Here is a 14274-nt window from a genome sequence, read left to right on the forward strand (position 1 = left end):
ATGAAGAGAAAGGTCATTCGTAAAAAGGTTTGTGGTGAGCATCTAGCTTGCCGCTTGTTCTGTTTGACATTGTAAAGAGAAGATTTGTTCGAACTTCATGAGCCGAAAGGTTTGTGATTTGTCGCGGGAGACGCTCAATCTCCCGCATATGATGGGCTTGCCTAACCGCACCCTCGAACCGATCTCGAGAAGCTGGTCTTTTTGTGTCAATGACATCGAAGTTTGATCCCGCACAGGATCTGCTTCAGGCGACAATTCCTTCGGAATTGCGCGGACGCCAACCCCGCAAGGGAGAGGCTGAAGCGACAATCCTTCGGATTGCGCGGGTGGGCATTGGCAATGAGAACGATCAAGTGTCTTAAGGGCAATTGGTGGATGCCTTGGCATGCACAGGCGATGAAGGACGTGATACGCTGCGATAAGCTACGGGGAGGTGCGAATACCCTTTGATCCGTAGATTTCCGAATGGGGAAACCCACCTAAGGTACTTGGAAAATCAGAGCAGCCAGAAGGTCGCAAGGCTGACTTGCTGCTGTGGTTTCCAAGTATCGATAATAGGTAACTTACCCTGAATACATAGGGGTAAAGTGGCGAACGCGGGGAACTGAAACATCTAAGTACCCGTAGGAAAGGACATCAACCGAGACTCCGGAAGTAGTGGCGAGCGAACCCGGACCAGGCCAGTGGCGATTGAGAGACAAGCGGAACCTTCTGGAAAGTAGGGCCATAGTGGGTGACAGCCCCGTACGCGTAATGCAATCAATCGTCCTCGAGTAAGGCGGGACACGTGAAATCCTGTCTGAAATTGGGGGGACCACCCTCCAAGCCTAAGTACTCGTGCATGACCGATAGCGAACTAGTACCGTGAGGGAAAGGTGAAAAGCACCCCGACAAGGGGAGTGAAAGAGTACCTGAAACCGATTGCCTACAAACAGTGGAAGCCCAAGGTTCGTCCTGGGTGACCACGTACCTTTTGTATAATGGGTCAGCGACTTAGTGTGACGAGCAAGCTTAAACCGCTAGGTGTAGGCGCAGCGAAAGCGAGTCTGAATAGGGCGTTCAGTTCGTCGCATTAGACCCGAAACCGAGTGATCTAGCCATGAGCAGGTTGAAGGTAAGGTAACACTTACTGGAGGACCGAACCCATAACTGTTGCAATAGTTCGGGATGACTTGTGGCTAGGGGTGAAAGGCCAATCAAACTCGGAAATAGCTGGTTCTCCGCGAAATCTATTTAGGTAGAGCGTCGACCGAATACCCCAGGGGGTAGAGCACTGGATGGGCTAGGGGTCCTCACCGGATTACCAAACCTAACCAAACTCCGAATACCTGGGAGTACTAGTCGGCAGACACACGGCGGGTGCTAACGTCCGTCGTGAAAAGGGAAACAACCCTGACCTACAGCTAAGGTCCCCAAGTTATGGCTAAGTGGGAAAGGATGTGAGGATCCCAAAACAACCAGGATGTTGGCTTAGAAGCAGCCATCATTTAAAGAAAGCGTAACAGCTCACTGGTCTAAATAAGGGTCTTTGCGCCGAAAATGTAACGGGGCTAAAGCCATACACCGAAGCTTAGGGTTTGGTCCGCAAGGGCCAAGCGGTAGCGGAGCGTTCTGTAAGCTGATGAAGCCATACCCGTGAGGGGTGGTGGAGGTATCAGAAGTGCGAATGCTGACATGAGTAACGTAAGGGGAGTGAGAGACTCCCCCGCCGAAAGACCAAGGGTTCCTGCTTAAAGCTAATCTGAGCAGGGTTAGCCGGCCCCTAAGACGAGGCGGAAACGCGTAGTCGATGGGAACCACGTTAATATTCGTGGGCTTGGAGGTAGTGACGGATCATTGAGGTAGTCCAATCTTATCGGATTGAACGGGCTGCTGCGTGGTTCCAGGAAATAGCTCCTCCTTATAAACCGTACCCGAAACCGACACTGGTGGTCTGGTAGAGTATACCAAGGCGCTTGAGAGAACTATGCTGAAGGAACTCGGCAAATTGCACGCGTAACTTCGGAAGAAGCGTGACCCTTTTCTACGCAAGTGGAGGAGGGTGGCACAGACCAGGGGGTAGCGACTGTTTATCAAAAACACAGGGCTCTGCGAAGTCGCAAGACGACGTATAGGGTCTGACGCCTGCCCGGTGCTGGAAGGTTAAGAGGAGGGGTGCAAGCTCTGAATCGAAGCCCCAGTAAACGGCGGCCGTAACTATAACGGTCCTAAGGTAGCGAAATTCCTTGTCGGGTAAGTTCCGACCTGCACGAATGGCGTAACGACTTCCCCGCTGTCTCCAGCATAGACTCAGTGAAATTGAATTCCCCGTGAAGATGCGGGGTTCCTGCGGTTAGACGGAAAGACCCCGTGCACCTTTACTATAGCTTTACATTGGCATTCGTAGTGGCATGTGTAGGATAGGTGGTAGGCTTTGAAACCTGGGCGCCAGCTCAGGTGGAGCCACCCTTGAAATACCACCCTTATTACTATGGATGTCTAACCGCGGCCCGTTATCCGGGTCCGGGACAATGTATGGTGGGTAGTTTGACTGGGGCGGTCGCCTCCTAAAGAGTAACGGAGGCGCGCGATGGTGGGCTCAGAACGGTCGGAAATCGTTCGCTGAGTGCAATGGCATAAGCCTGCCTGACTGCGAGACTGACAAGTCGAGCAGAGACGAAAGTCGGTCATAGTGATCCGGTGGTCCCGCGTGGAAGGGCCATCGCTCAACGGATAAAAGGTACGCCGGGGATAACAGGCTGATGACCCCCAAGAGTCCATATCGACGGGGTTGTTTGGCACCTCGATGTCGACTCATCGCATCCTGGGGCTGGAGCAGGTCCCAAGGGTATGGCTGTTCGCCATTTAAAGCGGTACGTGAGTTGGGTTCAGAACGTCGTGAGACAGTTCGGTCCCTATCTGCCGTGGGTGTAGGAATATTGAAAGGATCTGTCCCTAGTACGAGAGGACCGGGATGGACGGATCTCTGGTGGACCTGTTGTGGCGCCAGCCGCATAGCAGGGTAGCTATATCCGGACGGGATAACCGCTGAAGGCATCTAAGCGGGAAACCCACCTTAAAACGAGTATTCCCTGAGAACCGTGGAAGACGACCACGTTGATAGGCCGGGTGTGGAAGAGCGGCAACGCTTGAAGCTTACCGGTACTAATAGTTCGATCGGCTTGATCGTTCTCATTCCTTGTGCCCATCGTGAAACACGGTGGATGGCACAACAAAGACCAGCGATAAGCTCCGAGAGAGCATCAGGATGGGGATCTCCCTATTCGCTACTCTCTCATTGCTATTCGCTCAAAAAGCTTCTCGAACAACGTGCGTTTTGCCGACCTGGTGGTTATGGCGGAGCGGCTGCACCCGATCCCATTCCGAACTCGGCCGTGAAACGCTCCAGCGCTGATGGTACTTCGTCTCAAGACGCGGGAGAGTAGGTCGCTGCCAGGTCTGCTAAACGCACGTTGAAATCTTCTCTCTACGAAAAGGCCCGCCAATCGGGAAACCACGGGCCGCGAAAGCGGCCCTTTCAGTTGGTAAGCCATCTACCTATTTGTAGGCCTCGGCTTACGTCCAATAAAGCAAGCAAGTGCTTGCCTAGGAACGCAAGCAAACGCTTGCCTAGAGGTGACGCGGGGTGGAGCAGCCCGGTAGCTCGTCAGGCTCATAACCTGAAGGTCACAGGTTCAAATCCTGTCCCCGCAACCAAATATCAAAACGGCCCGCCGCGTGCGGGCCGTTTTGATATTCGGCTGTGGTGGCCATCGATCTGCCCTGGCTCAGCGGCCCGCAAGCAGGCCAAGCCGACGCTGCGGGACAAAAACCAAATCCTGTCCCCCCAACCAGACTTCTGTAAGCAAACGGCCGCTCTGCGGGCCGTTTGCGTTTGGAGGCACTGGCTTCTCGGAACACGCCGGAGGGACGCCATCGTTGATCAATCTTGGAGGCTTTAGGAGCCTTTGTCCTGGAGGCGGTTCCAGGCGTGCATGCGGTTGGCGACCTGCACTGCGATCGGATGGAACGGGACCGGCTTCATATTGGTGACCGGAAGCGACATCTGCTCATCCGTGCGCCGCCCTGCCGCCCAGCGGCCGATTTCCTGGCCGAGCGACATCGAGAGTGCCACGCCACGACCGGAATAGACGCCGCCAAACACGAGACCGGGCGCCAGGCGATAAAGGCGTGGCCTGCGGTCGGGCACCACGGCGAACGTTCCGTGCCAGTACTCCACCATCTCCGGTTCGCCGCCAAAGGCGGGAAAGGCCTTGCCCAGCATGCGCGAGACCTTGGCGCGGCCGCGATCGGCCTCGCCGAACCAGAACGTATGCGTCCCGCCGCTCACCAGCCGATTGTCGCGGTCATAGTGGAAGTAACGGATGTCGTTGCGCATATCGGACACGGCTGGATTGCCGACAAGGATTTTTGCGCGCACCTCCTGCGGCAGAGGATTGGTCGCCGCCTGGAACACTTTTAACGGCACCAGCGTCTTCTTGAGCCCCGGCCAGACGTCACCGGTCAACGCATTGGTCGCCAGCACCACCTCCGGCGCGGTGACGCTTCCCGATGCGGTGAAGACGCGCCAGCCTCCTTCCACCTTCTCGATGCGCGTTGCCTTGGAGTTTTCGTGGGCGGTCACGCCTTCGCGTTCCAGCGCCGCGGCAAGGCCGATGGTCATGGCAAACGGGTTGATATGGCCTGAATTGTGCACCATCCAACCGCCGAGATACGGACTGCCGATGCGCGCGGTGGCTTCGTCGCGGTCCAGGCTGGAGACATTGGCGCCGAAGGCTTTCCACTCCTCGTAGAACTGGCGGGTCCGGGCAAGCGTCGCCTCGGTGTGCGCGGGCTGAATCCAGCCCTCCTGCACCTGGTGCGCATCGATGTTGAAGCGCTGCATCAGGCCGAAGGCCACACCGGCCGCATCAGCGACCATACGGTTGTAGCGGGTGCCGACGGTCTTTCCGTATGCCGCTTCGAATTCCGAAGGCGATGCCTTGGAATGGTGGGAGATGACGAGGCCGTTGTTGCGGCCGGAAGCCGCCGAACCGATCTCGTTGCCTTCGAGCATGATGACATCGACGCCGCTGTCGCGCGCGCCGAGTGCAGCCGCCATGCCGGTGAAGCCGCCACCGACGACCAGCACATCCGTCTTCAAGTCGCCCTGCAGCGCCGGGGCCGTCTGGCGCAGATCCGCAGTCTTGCGCCAGAGATGCGGCTTCTTCCAGTCGACCTCAAACATGAAGGACTTCCACGGTGGCGCCGCCGAGATAGTGCTCGCTCAAGGCGGAATGCTCGGCCATTTCCTGTGCGGGGGCGTGAAGCTTCACCTTGCCGGTGTTCAGCAGATAGGCGTAGTCGCCGCATTCGAGCGCGAGCTGGACGTTCTGCTCGACGAGCAGGATGGAGATGCCGTTGCGCGACAGGTCAAGGATGATGCGGAAAATCTGATGAACGATCTTCGGGGCAAGGCCGAGCGACGGTTCGTCGAGCATCAGAAGTTTCGGCTCGGCCATCAGCGCCCGACCAATCGCAAGCATCTGTTGCTGGCCGCCGGACATCCGGCTCGCCATACTGTTGCGCCGCTCCTTCAGCACCGGAAAGAGATCGAAGGCCTCGGCGCGCAGCGCCTCAAAACTCTTGCCGCCGCGACCGACATGGGCGGCGACCAGGTTTTCTTCTACTGTCAGGCGCTGGAAGATCTGGCGGCCTTCCGGGCAATGGGTGATGCCCAGGCGCACGACCTGCTCCGGCCGCAGGCCGGTGATGTCGCGCCCTTCGAAGGTGATGCTGCCGGCGGTCGGACGCGCAACGCCGGAGATGGAGTTGAGCAGTGTCGTCTTGCCGGCGCCGTTGGGGCCGAGAACAACGACGATCTCGTGCGGATCGACGTCGACGTTTATGTCTTCAAGAACGCCGACGCGTCCGTATCCCGAGCTGAGCCCGGCGATCCTGAGCAGCGGCTCGGATGTCGTCGATGTCATTGGCGGTTCCCAGATAGGCGAGTTGGACGTCGGTGCTGGCCTGCACCTCGGCGGGTGTTCCCTGAAAAAGCAGCTTTCCGTGATGCATGACAATGATGTTGTCGCAGAGCGCCATCACCAGATCCATGTCGTGCTCGACGATGATCGTGATCCGGTCGGGCGAGCGCTGGGCGGCGAGCTTCGCGGTCAGATCCGCCGTTTCATGATGGTTCAGCCCGGCGGCAGGTTCGTCAAGCAGCAGCAGGCGTGGATTGCAGACCAGCGCGCGGGCGATCTCCAGCATGCGCTGCCGGCCATAGGGCAGGCTGCCGGCCTCCGCATCGGCATGGCCCTGCAGATCGAAGAAACGCAGGATCTCCATGCATTTTTCGCGTCGGTGGTCGCGGCGGGCCGAGGCATAGGGCGGCCACACGACTTCTTTCCAGGTGCCGCCGACGTCGCTCGGATAGAAGCAGACCTCGAGGTTTTCGAGCGCGGTCATCTGGTCGAAGAGACGGATGTTCTGATAGGTGCGGGCGACTCCCGAATTGGCGATCTGATATTTCTTGAGCTTGTCGAGGCGTTTTCCGTCGAGCGCTATCGATCCCGAGGAGACGGTGTAGGAGCCGGCGGTCATGTTGATGAGCGTTGACTTGCCGGCGCCGTTGGGTCCGATCACGCCGTGGATCAGCCCGGGGGCGAAGGAGGCGGTCACGTCATCGATGGCGACGACTTGGCCATATTCCTTTCGCAATTTGTCGAAGACCAGGGTCATTTGCCGAACAGCCTCCGGATGAGCTTGTCTGGCCCGAAGCTGCGCGGAACGATGCCGGCCGGGCGCACGATGATCAGGAAGATCATCAACAGGCCGAGGAAGAGGATGCGCCATTCGGCGAATTCGCGCAGCACTTCCGGCAGCAGGATCAGGATTGCCGCACCGGCGACGATGCCGAGAATGTTGCCGATGCCGCCGATCACGATCATCAGCACGATCAGCACGGATTCCTGAAGCGTGAAACTCTCGGGGCTGACGAAGCGCTGCGAGGCGGCGAAGATCGCGCCCGCGATCGAACCGATTGTCGCGGAAGTGGCGAAGGCGGCAAGCTTGGCGTTGGTCGTGTTGATGCCGATGCCGCGCGCGGCGTCCTGGTCTTCGCGGATCGCTGCCCAGGCCTTGCCGAGGATGGACCGCTCCAGTCGCCAGGCGACAAGCCCGGCCAGCAGCACGACGACGAGCAGAAGCCAGAAGAAATCGACGGGCCGGGCGATCTGGATGCCGAGGATCGAAGCCTTGTCGAGGCGGGCTATGCCTTTCGGCCCACCGGTAAGCCAGTCGACATTATTGATGATGATGCGCACGATCTCGCCGAAGCCGAGCGTGACGATGGCAAGATAGTCACCGCGCAGTCTCAACACCGGGATGCCGAGCAATATGCCCGTGATCGCGCCAAGGCAGGCGGCGACGACCAGAATGAGCAGGAAGGGCAAATGCAGGTCGAGCTGGGGACTGGCGAGCAGCGCGTAGCTGTAGGCACCGACCGCGTAGAAGGCGACGAAGCCGAGATCGAGCAGGCCGGTATAGCCGATCACGATGTTCAGGCCGATGCCGAGCAGGATGTAGATCAGCAGGCTGTCGATGACGCGGATGTAGTAGTTGGGCAGGAAGGGCGTCGCCGCGATCAGCGCGATTGCGATGGCAAAGACAAGGAACGCGACCGCCCGGCTTGAACGCGGCCTGGCAGCCGCGAGGCTCTCGGCGACGGACATCAGAACTCCCTCTTGTACACGATGCTTTCCTCGGACACGGCCTCGCCCAATATGCCGGCGGGGCGAACGAGAAGCACGAGTATGAGGATCGCGAAGGTGAGCACATCGCGATATTCGGTGCCCAGCACGCCATGGGTGATGACGGGCAGCAGCGCGGTTCCACCAACTTCGACGAAGGCGAGGATGAAGGCGCCAAGCATGGCGCCGGGAATGGAACCGATGCCGCCGAGGATCGCGGCGGTGAAGGCCTTCAGGCCAATGACGGCGCCCATCGTCGGCGACATGATGCCGTAATAGCTGGCATAGAGGATGCCGCCGGCCGCGCCGAGCAACGGACCGACGAAGAACACCATCGAGATCGCGCCGTTGACGTTGATGCCCAGAAGCTGTGCGGTGGGGCGGCTTTCCGAAACGGCACGCACGATGATGCCGATACGGCTGCGGTTGACGAGGAAATGCAGACTGAGCATCAACACGAAGGCGGCGACGAGGATGCCGATCTGCATGGAGGTGATGGTGCCACCCATCACTTCATAGCGGATGACGGGGAAGAAGCTCGGAAAGGCGACCGGCTGCGGGCCGGCAAGAATCTGCATGCCGGTGACCAGCGAGAGCGAAACGCCAAGCGAGGACAGCATCGGCGCCAGCCGGGTGGAATTTCGCAATGGTTTGTAGGCAACGCGCTCGATGCCGACGCCGATGAAGCCCACCAGGAAGACAGCGACGACAAAGGCCACGGTAAGCGCAATCGCGCCCGCCATGCCGACATCGCCGACGAGCATGCTGAGGACCAGAAAGGCGACATAGGCACCGAGCATGAACATCTCGCCATGAGCGAAATTGATCATGCGCAGCACGCCATAGACCATCGTGTAGCCGAGCGCGATCAGCGCGTAGATCGAGCCGATGGTCAACGCGTTGACCGTCTGTTGAATGAGGTTTCCCAGCATGGGCCGGTGTCCTGTGCAATGGGTTCCCGATCGACGGTCCGTCGCACTTTTGTCAGGCGCGGCCGTCGACAGGCAAGAGGAGCCGCCTTTAAAAAGGCAGGCGGCTCCGGCGCCCGGCTGCTATTTCGAGCCGACAAGCTGGAACTTCGACCCCTCGACCTTGTAGAGGTACGATGGGGCAACTTTAAGTTCGCCCGTTTCGTCGAATTCCAGTTCACCCACGGCGGTCTTGACCTTGACCGCGTGCAGCGCCGCATTGATGTCCTCGCGCGTCAGGCCCTTGGTCGTCTTCAGCACCTGTTCGAGGATCTGGCCCTGTACATAGCCATAGATCGAGTAGGGACCTGCCTCCTCGCCGTACTTGGCCTTGTAGAGTTTGGCGAACTCGGCGATCTCGGGCGAGGCATCCATCGGTGGCACCTGGATGGCGACGAGCGTGCCCTGAACGTTGGGCTCGCCGGCCTGCTTGATCAGGTCCGGCGTATAGCCGCCGTCCGGGACGATCAGGGTGGCGGTGATGCCTTGCTCATGCATCTGCTTTGCAAAGAGCGCCAGCTGCGGCATGACGGCACCGAGATAGATGACGTCGGGTTTCTTCGGCTTGATCTGCGCCAGCACGGCGGCGAAGTCCACATCGCTTGGCGCGACCGAAATCGTGTCGATGACCTTGCCGCCGCCATTCTCGAAGTTCTTGGCGAAGATTTCGGAGATTCCCTGGCCGAAAACCTGCTTGTCGTTGACGACCAGCGCCGTCTTGGCGCCAAGCTTGCCAAGCGCATATTCAGCCGGCAGCAGCGCGCCCGCCAGATCGTTCGCGACCGGGCGCACCATGAGCTTGTAGCCCTGCTTGGTCAGCGATGGGTTGGAGCCGAAGGTCATCGTCGGCAGCGAGCAATCCTCATAGATCGGCAAGGTGGACTGGGCGACGCCGGAATTGAAGTTGACGAGGCCGAGGACGACCTGGTCATTGTCGCAGAACTTCTGCGCCACGAGCGTTCCCTCGCGCGGATCTGCCTTGTCGTCTTCCTGTTCATAGGCGACGGTCACACCATTGACCCCGCCATCGGCGTTCAGCTTGTCGACATAGAGCTTGAAGCCATTATGCCATGTGGTGCCGAAATAGGCCTGCGGGCCGGAGAGCGGAGCGGATAGACCAATCGTGATCTGCTCGGCCATGGCTGGGCCCGCGAATAGCGATGCTCCGAGAAGGAGTGTGGCGATAAATTTTCTCATGATGGTTCCCCTTGGCTACTGGTCAACAGCAGGAGCGGCCGTTCCGGTCTTCTCTCCCTTGGAACCCATCGAAGCAGACAAAGAGACTGTCGTCAAGAAAGTGTCGACACTATTGCGTTCAATTTTGTGCTCAGATATCGATTATGCGTCGCGCGCCCTTCGCCGGCGCTTCAGATCGGCGCCGTTACCGGGCGCGAACACCTTGAGCAGGGCGTCCTTGAGCGCCTGTTGCGTGGCGGAGACGGTCATTTCGATATGTTCTCGCAGCAGTTTCATGCCGTTTTCGGCATCCCGCCTGACGGCGGCATCGACGATGGCCGAATGAGAGGTGATCTGCGCCTTGTCATGCGAGGGATGTTCGATCTGGATGCGGCGGATGAAGCGGATGCGCGCATTGATGGAGCTGAGTTGGCCGACAAGTTCCGGATTTCCCGACAGTTCGGCAATGAGCAGATGGAAGCCTTCGTCCTCGGCCAGGATGACATCCGGCGGCTGGTCCGGGTAGGCGTCGACGATCGCTTCCCAGTAGCTCCGCAGCCGGTCGATTTCACTGTCGTCGGCGCGTTCGCACATCAGCTTGAAAGCAGCGCATTCGATGATCGAGCGGAACTCGTAGAGGTCGAGCAGGCCCTCGGTGCTGAGGCTTCTGACGAAAAAGCCGCGATTGGGCGTGAGCGAAACGAAACCCTCGGAGGCGAGCCGGTTCAGCGCCTCGCGGATCGGTGTGCGCGAAACGCCGAGGCTGCGCGAAAGCTGGACCTCATTGATGCGTTCCCCGGGCTTCAGCTTGAACTCGACCAGAAGCTTGCGGATGGTGTTGTAGGCGCGTTCGCTGCTGTCGGCAGCGCGGCGCGTTTCGGCCTCGGCGGCAAGGGACGGATCGCTATCGGCGCTGGTCTCGGCTCGTTCGGTCACGACGATTCTCATCTGATTTGTATGCAGGTTGTGTCTACACTTTGTAGAGCGCCTTTCTTTCCCAACTTCGTGTGAATGGCAAGCAGCAGGTTCAAATCCGGGGGACAACAATGATTGTAGGCATTCTTGGTGTCGGGCATCTGGCGACGTCCATGCTGGCCGGGTTCCTGCGTTCCGGGCTCGATCCCACGGCAATCGTGCTGTCGCCGCGCGGAAAGGCGGCTGCGCTTTCCGCCCTCTACGGTTTTCGGCTGGCGATCGACAATCGCGATCTCGTCGAACGGTCCGATGTCGTCATTGTCGCCGTACGGCCCGCCCATGCGCCGGACGCGGTCGCCGGCCTGCCGTGGCGCAAGGACCAGATGGTGATCTCGGTTTGCGCCGGCGTGCCGCTGTCGCGGTTCGCTGTCGCGCCTGCGCGCGCTGTGCGTGCCATGCCGTTCACGGCTTCTGAAATCTGTGCCAGTCCGACAATCTATTTCCCCGACCTTGAGCAGGCTCGGGCGGTTCTCGACCGGCTCGGCCCCTCGATCGCTCTGGTCAGCGAAACGGACTTCGAGGTGGCCACCGTCAATGCCGCCATCTATGGCTGGGTGCAGGATCTGATCCGCAGGACGACTGAATGGTCGAGTGCCCGAAGTCTCGACCCGGCAATTGGCCGCCGGCTGACGGCGATGACGTTCGTGGCTGCCGGGCGGCTGATTGATGAGAAAGACCAGCCGATGGGTCAGATGCTCGAAGAGCTGGTGACACCGGGCGGCATCACCGAGCGGGGGCTGCAGGTGCTTTCGGCGCGCGGCGTGCCGGCGGCCTGGGAGGAGGCTTGCACGGCCGTGCTCGACAAATTGACAAGCCCAGGCTGATGCGAGGCGTTGCTGATACCCCGCAGTCCGCTCATCGTTGGGGTGCGGCCGGATAGACATGGCCGCCGGGTGCCTGTTCGCTTGGCGCGACAGTCAGTTCGGCGATGTCGACATGGTCCGGCATCCGCAGCGCGGCAACAAGCACGGCGGCAATGTCGCCCGGGCCGAGCGGCCGCTGTTGCGAGTACATGCGCTTGCGCAGGCCCTCGCGGTCGCCGTCGAAGGCCTTCAGGTAGAAATCCGTTTCCACGCGACCGGGGGCGATCTCGGTCAGCCGCACGCCGGTGCCGGCGAGATCGAAGCGCAGGATGCGGCCGGCTTGGGAAAGGCCGGCCTTGGCCGCACCGTAGGTCGTCGTGCCGGGAAAGACGGCCCTGGCCGCCGTGCTGGTCAGGTTGAAGATGTGGCCGCGCTTGCGCGCGATCATGCCCGGCAGCAACAGACGGATGAGCTGCAAGGGCGCGGTGAGGTTCAGCGCCACCACCTCGGCTGTTTCCTCCGCGCTTTGCTCATGCAGCGGGCGCACCGTCGCCAGACCGCCGGCGTTGTTGATCAGCACATCGATTTCCGCCGCACCGAGCGCAGCCGCGATCGCTTCGTGGTCGCGCACATCGGCGATAAGCGGTTTTACGCGTGGCCCGAGCCGCGCCTGCAGGACCCGCAGCGCATCATGGTTGCGCGCCAGTGCATGGACGGTCAATCCTTCCGCGATCAGGCTCTCGACGATTGCCGCGCCGATGCCTTTCGAGGCGCCGGTAACGAGGGCAGTGCGGTAACTCATGGGTGTTCTCCTGAGCTGCGATGTCAAAGCGCGCCGTGTTCAGCCACCGTTTTCAAAATGCCGACCAAACCTGCCTCACGCTCGGCCTTCAGGTCGTCCTGGCTGCGTCCGTTCACGGCGGCCCCTGTCGAAGCCGTGATCGCGCGGATGGTCTCGTTGTCGAGCTTTGCGTCGAGCAGCGTGTCCCAGATCGCCTGATAGGTCGGGCCATATTTGCGCAGGAAGTCCTCGATGCCATCGGCGTTGAGGCTGTTGGAAATGAACGAACCTTGCAGGGTCCATTTCGCACCCGGCCCATACATGAAGGCACGATCCACGTCCTCGACCGAAGCGACGCCGTCGCGCACCAGCGCGATCGCCTCGCGCCACATGGCGCCCATCAGGCGCAAGGCGATATGGCCGGTCACTTCCCGGTTGAGCGTGACCGGTTTCTTGCCGATGGCCTCATAGATGGCGTGTGCCCGGACGATTGCCTGCGGATCGGACGCCTTGCCGCCGACGATCTCGACCAGCGGCATCAGATGCGCCGGATTGAAGGGATGACCGAGCACGACGCGGCCGGGCAAGCGGCACTCGTCCTGCATGTCGGACACCAGCAGGGCCGAGGAGGAGGAAGCGATGACGACCTCGTCAGCGACATGGTCTTCGATTTCGGCCAGCAGCCGGCGCTTGAGGGCCAGGTCTTCCGGACCGTTCTCCTGCACGAAATCGACGCCCTCCAGCGTCTCGGCGAGCGTCGGAAAAAGATGGATCGCGCCAAGCGCGTGCGAGGATCCTTTCAATGCATCGAGGTCGGCCATGAGTGCAGGCAGCACCTCATTGAAAGCCGCTTCGCGCCGCTCCGTCGGATCGAACACGCGCACCGCGTGGCCGGCATGGGCAAAGCAAGCCGTCCAGCGCTGCCCGATGACGCCGAAACCGACAATGCCGATGGTCAGTTTTTGCATCACCTGGCCTTCCTGCCGTCAAGCGCTGCGCGGAAGGCCTCGTTGAGGTCGTTCCACGGGATGAGAAGATCGAGCCAGGCGCCGATTCGTCCGGCAACCAGGATTGCCTCGTCGATCAGGATGTCGAAAGGATGCCGATCGTCCATCGCCGCCTTGAGCCGGAAAAGCAGGGCCGGCGTTTCCTCCATGTGGCAGAAGTCGCGCAGGCGGGTCGCGGTCTTGTCGAGTGCGATTGCTGCCACCTGGCGCAGCACCAATTCGTCCTTCCTGCCGCGCTCGGCGCGGACCCACCACAGGAATTCGTGCAGCACCCGCGCTTCCGACTCCGCGGTGAAAACGGGACCTGCCGGGTGCATGATGGCGCGTGACGCGGTGACCCGGCTGATGTCGGCGGGACAGGACGCCCACAGCGCCTTGCGCGCGGCGATGATATCCTGCGGCAGCGACAATGGCGGCGAAGGCTCGGACACGCCGCCATCCGACCGGACAAGCGTGCCTTCCAGAATACGGCGGCCCTGATCCCGCTTCAGCGTCGCGGCAAGCTCGGCAATGCCTTCCACCGGCGCGTCGAGATGGCCGAGAACGGTGATCTCGGCATTTTCCGCCTGGAGCGGCGCGAAGGTGATTTCGAGGAACTGCCGCACCGGCCAGTAGATGAAGGCGCCGGCGGTTGCGGAAAGCACATGCGTAGCACCCTCGATATCCTCGACGAAGGGAGCATGCCAATAGATGTGGCTGCCGGCGATCTTGGGCGTGTGGAGCTGCAGGCGCATGGGCAAGGCCGAAAGCAGCGCGCGGCGTGTGCGGTCGGCATCGCCGGTCAGGCGCAGCGGCCAGCTGCGCCCTTCAGCCGAGAAAATCAGGTCCATC

Annotated in this window: 11 protein-coding genes, 1 tRNA gene and 2 rRNA genes; 4 read left to right on the forward strand and 10 right to left on the reverse strand. The window is 60.6% G+C overall.

Annotated features, from left to right (window positions below):
- The first annotated feature begins 347 nt into the window (after window positions 1-347).
- The 3 genes from ACZ89F_RS00025 to ACZ89F_RS00035 all read left to right on the forward strand — a co-directional run bounded on the left by ACZ89F_RS00025 (window position 348) and on the right by ACZ89F_RS00035 (window position 3696).
- A 23S ribosomal RNA gene (locus tag ACZ89F_RS00025) occupies window positions 348-3169 on the forward strand.
- Window positions 3170-3323: 154 nt separating this feature from the next.
- A 5S ribosomal RNA gene (gene rrf, locus ACZ89F_RS00030) occupies window positions 3324-3438 on the forward strand.
- 181 nt (window positions 3439-3619) lie between these two features.
- Window positions 3620-3696: transfer RNA gene (locus tag ACZ89F_RS00035), tRNA-Met, on the forward strand.
- A 241-nt stretch (window positions 3697-3937) separates the two neighbouring features.
- Here ACZ89F_RS00035 and ACZ89F_RS00040 read toward each other — a convergent pair.
- From ACZ89F_RS00040 to ACZ89F_RS00070, 7 genes are all read right to left on the reverse strand, one after another.
- Complete coding sequence (locus ACZ89F_RS00040) at window positions 3938-5227, reverse strand: NAD(P)/FAD-dependent oxidoreductase (RefSeq protein WP_476089849.1); 1290 nt, start codon at window positions 5225-5227, stop codon at window positions 3938-3940.
- Window positions 5220-5969 carry an ABC transporter ATP-binding protein gene (locus ACZ89F_RS00045; protein WP_476089850.1) on the reverse strand — a complete coding sequence of 250 codons (750 nt, stop codon included), beginning with the start codon at window positions 5967-5969 and terminating at the stop codon, window positions 5220-5222. Before ACZ89F_RS00045 ends, ACZ89F_RS00040 begins: the two co-directional genes overlap by 8 nt.
- Window positions 5893-6723 carry an ABC transporter ATP-binding protein gene (locus ACZ89F_RS00050; RefSeq protein WP_476089851.1) on the reverse strand — a complete coding sequence of 277 codons (831 nt, stop codon included), beginning with the start codon at window positions 6721-6723 and terminating at the stop codon, window positions 5893-5895. Before ACZ89F_RS00050 ends, ACZ89F_RS00045 begins: the two co-directional genes overlap by 77 nt.
- Window positions 6720-7715 carry a branched-chain amino acid ABC transporter permease gene (locus ACZ89F_RS00055; RefSeq protein ID WP_476089852.1) on the reverse strand — a complete coding sequence of 332 codons (996 nt, stop codon included), beginning with the start codon at window positions 7713-7715 and terminating at the stop codon, window positions 6720-6722. Before ACZ89F_RS00055 ends, ACZ89F_RS00050 begins: the two co-directional genes overlap by 4 nt.
- A complete protein-coding gene (locus ACZ89F_RS00060) occupies window positions 7715-8665 on the reverse strand; it encodes a branched-chain amino acid ABC transporter permease (protein WP_476089853.1) in 951 nt (316 codons plus the stop codon). The genes ACZ89F_RS00055 and ACZ89F_RS00060 overlap by 1 nt, the downstream gene beginning before the upstream one ends.
- A 120-nt stretch (window positions 8666-8785) precedes the next feature.
- Window positions 8786-9841, reverse strand: a complete 1056-nt coding sequence (locus ACZ89F_RS00065) for a branched-chain amino acid ABC transporter substrate-binding protein (protein WP_476089854.1) — start codon at window positions 9839-9841, stop codon at window positions 8786-8788.
- 198 nt (window positions 9842-10039) lie between these two features.
- The gene (locus tag ACZ89F_RS00070) at window positions 10040-10813 is read right to left on the reverse strand and encodes a GntR family transcriptional regulator (protein ID WP_164548788.1); all 774 of its coding nucleotides are present in this window, start codon (window positions 10811-10813) and stop codon (window positions 10040-10042) included.
- Between the two features lie 110 nt (window positions 10814-10923).
- Between ACZ89F_RS00070 and ACZ89F_RS00075 the strand changes: the two genes are divergently transcribed.
- Complete coding sequence (locus ACZ89F_RS00075) at window positions 10924-11676, forward strand: pyrroline-5-carboxylate reductase family protein (RefSeq protein WP_476089855.1); 753 nt, start codon at window positions 10924-10926, stop codon at window positions 11674-11676.
- Window positions 11677-11707: 31 nt separating this feature from the next.
- On the opposite strand, the gene ACZ89F_RS00080 is transcribed toward ACZ89F_RS00075, so the two are convergent.
- Genes ACZ89F_RS00080 through ACZ89F_RS00090 form a run of 3 tightly spaced genes read right to left on the reverse strand, consistent with a single transcriptional unit; the run spans window position 11708 to window position 14273 of the window.
- Complete coding sequence (locus ACZ89F_RS00080; RefSeq protein WP_476089856.1) at window positions 11708-12457, reverse strand: SDR family oxidoreductase; 750 nt, start codon at window positions 12455-12457, stop codon at window positions 11708-11710.
- A 23-nt stretch (window positions 12458-12480) separates the two neighbouring features.
- On the reverse strand, window positions 12481-13404 hold the full coding sequence (locus ACZ89F_RS00085; protein ID WP_476089857.1) for a 3-hydroxyacyl-CoA dehydrogenase NAD-binding domain-containing protein: 924 nt from the start codon (window positions 13402-13404) through the stop codon (window positions 12481-12483).
- Window positions 13404-14273 carry a hypothetical protein gene (locus ACZ89F_RS00090; RefSeq protein WP_476089858.1) on the reverse strand — a complete coding sequence of 290 codons (870 nt, stop codon included), beginning with the start codon at window positions 14271-14273 and terminating at the stop codon, window positions 13404-13406. Before ACZ89F_RS00090 ends, ACZ89F_RS00085 begins: the two co-directional genes overlap by 1 nt.
- Between the last annotated feature and the right edge of the window lies 1 nt (window position 14274).

This window comes from Mesorhizobium sp. USDA 3734 (assembly GCF_056279665.1).